This is a genomic window from Leisingera sp. F5, assembly GCF_001593695.1.
The window spans coordinates 1-1,975 of record NZ_LUKH01000623.1 but is presented as its reverse complement, the minus strand read 5'-3'; the positions used below and the strand labels follow the sequence as shown (position 1 = coordinate 1,975).

Sequence of the window (1,975 nt, the reverse complement as noted above, 5' to 3'; positions counted from 1 at the left end):
GCAATAGGATCCGTCATGCGCCGTTTTCTGTGTCTGCTTGCCCTTGCCGTCAGCGCCTGTGACGTGGCAATCGAACCAGCGCCGCAATCTGTTCCGGTTGTCCGGACACCGCGGGTGCAGGGGATGGCACCGGGGGAGGCGCGCAACGCTTTTGCCTCCGTGACCCGGCGGGTGGAGCCGGTGGCAGAACGCGCGTGCCGTAGCCGTACCCAGGGGCTGAATTGCGATTTCCTGATCCGCATCGATCCGAATCCCAACGCGGCGCCCAATGCCTATCAAAGCCTCGACCGTTCCGGCCGGCCGGTGATCACCTTCACCCAGCGGATGCTGGGGCAGATCGCCAATCAGGACGAACTGGCCTTTGTGATGTCGCACGAAGCCGCCCACCACATCCGCGGCCATCTGGCGCGGCAGGCGCAGAACTCGGCTCTGGTCAGCGCCGGCGCCGGGCTGATCACAGCTCTTGCCGGCGGCAGCGCGGCCACCGTCTCGACTGCGCAGGATGTGGGCGGCTATGTCGGCGCGCGCACCTATTCCAAGGATTTTGAGCTGGAGGCGGATGAGCTGGGCACGATCATCACCCACCAGTCCGGCTACCGGCCCAGTATCGGCGTGCGCTTTTTCAACCGGCTGCCGGATCCGGGTGACCGTTTCCTGGGCACCCATCCTGCCAACCCGGACCGGGTGCGGGTGGTGCAGTCCACCATCGACCGCCACGGGCTGAATTGAGCATGGTCGCCAAGGATCAGGCCGCTCCCGCGTTGGAGATGCTGGGTGTGGTGCTGACTGACCGCGGCTCGCGCTATGCTGTGACTGGCGCGCGGGTCACCTCTCGTGAGGAAGTCGATGCGGTGCTGGCTGAGCTGAAGACCGACCGCGCCTATGCCAAGGCCACCCACAACACCTGGGCTGCAATGCTGCGCGCGGGCGGGCTCAAGGCTGATGACGGCGAGAGCGGTGCGGGCATGGTGATCCTGCGGATGATGGAGCGCGAGGGGCTTAAGGATCACGTGATCATCGTCACCCGCTGGTATGGCGGTAAGAAACTGGGCGGTGACCGCTTCCGCCGGGTGCAGGATGCGGTGCGCGCGTATCTTGGCCACCTGGGCGGGAAATTCGCCTGAACCCGGTCCCGTTTGACCTGCATCAAATCGGTGCCTCTGCCCTGCCGCTAAGCTGTACCCGAAATGAATGATTCCGGGGAGCCGCGCGATGACCACTCATGCCGATCTGAAAAAACACGCCGAACTGTTTGACCGGATGGCCGGTACCGTCGGGTTGGATCTTGAGGAAGAGGCCGTCGCCGGCACCCTGCGCTTTGACGAGATCGCCGAGGCGGTGCTGCGCTGCAGCCGTTGCGGCGGTGTCGGCGCGTGCCGCAAGTGGCTGGCCGAAGGCCCGCGCCCCGGTGCCGAGGCGCCGGATTTCTGCCGCAACCGCGATCTGCTTGGCTACTTGAACGAGCAGCAGGCCTGACGGCCTCGGATTTTTCCCGGCCTCTTTAAGGAGTTCGAACATGCAGCCACTGGGGGATCCTCTGTACCATTTGCGGCTGATGGCCCGGATGGGCAAGGCCGTGGGGGCGGATCTTACATCTGCCTTTGCCGCGGGGGATATCAGCCACACGGATTGGGCCGCGATGATCACCCGCTGCCGCGGCTGCGGCGCGGCGGATCAATGCGAGGCCTTCCTGTCCGCCCATGACCACGCCGGAGCACCGATGCCGGGTTGCCGCAATGCAGATACTCTGATGCAATTGAAGGACCGCAGCACATGAAGGATATGGCGGCGGAGGCCCGGAGCCTCGGCAATATCTTCCGCCACTTGTGGCTGCTGCGCGCCGTGGCCAGGGCTGCGGGCGTCGATCTGGATCAGGCGGTGAAAGCCGGGCAGCTCAGCTGTTTGGACTATGCCCGGATGGTGACCTCCTGCCGCGGAGCGGGTTGCAGCAAGTCCTGCGCGCTGTGGATTTCCG

Annotated in this window: 5 protein-coding genes; all 5 read left to right on the top strand. The window is 65.2% G+C overall.

Going from position 1 to position 1,975, the window contains the following annotated elements:
• The first annotated feature begins 15 nt into the window (after positions 1 to 15).
• Positions 16 to 729: a M48 family metalloprotease gene (locus tag A2I95_RS34045; protein ID WP_291736916.1), complete on the top strand. Its 714-nt coding sequence runs from the start codon at positions 16 to 18 to the stop codon at positions 727 to 729.
• Positions 730 to 731: 2 nt separating this feature from the next.
• Positions 732 to 1,124, top strand: coding sequence for a YigZ family protein (locus A2I95_RS34040; protein ID WP_211236023.1), 393 nt, complete (start codon positions 732 to 734; stop codon positions 1,122 to 1,124).
• Between the two features lie 88 nt (positions 1,125 to 1,212).
• Entirely contained in the window at positions 1,213 to 1,476 is a 264-nt protein-coding gene (locus A2I95_RS34035) for a DUF6455 family protein (RefSeq protein ID WP_027258172.1), read from the top strand.
• A 40-nt stretch (positions 1,477 to 1,516) separates the two neighbouring features.
• A complete protein-coding gene (locus A2I95_RS34030) occupies positions 1,517 to 1,777 on the top strand; it encodes a DUF6455 family protein (protein ID WP_027258173.1) in 261 nt (86 codons plus the stop codon).
• Positions 1,774 to 1,975: DUF6455 family protein (locus tag A2I95_RS34025; protein WP_291736911.1), on the top strand; the 202-nt coding region annotated here is incomplete at its 3' end. The genes A2I95_RS34030 and A2I95_RS34025, both read left to right, overlap by 4 nt.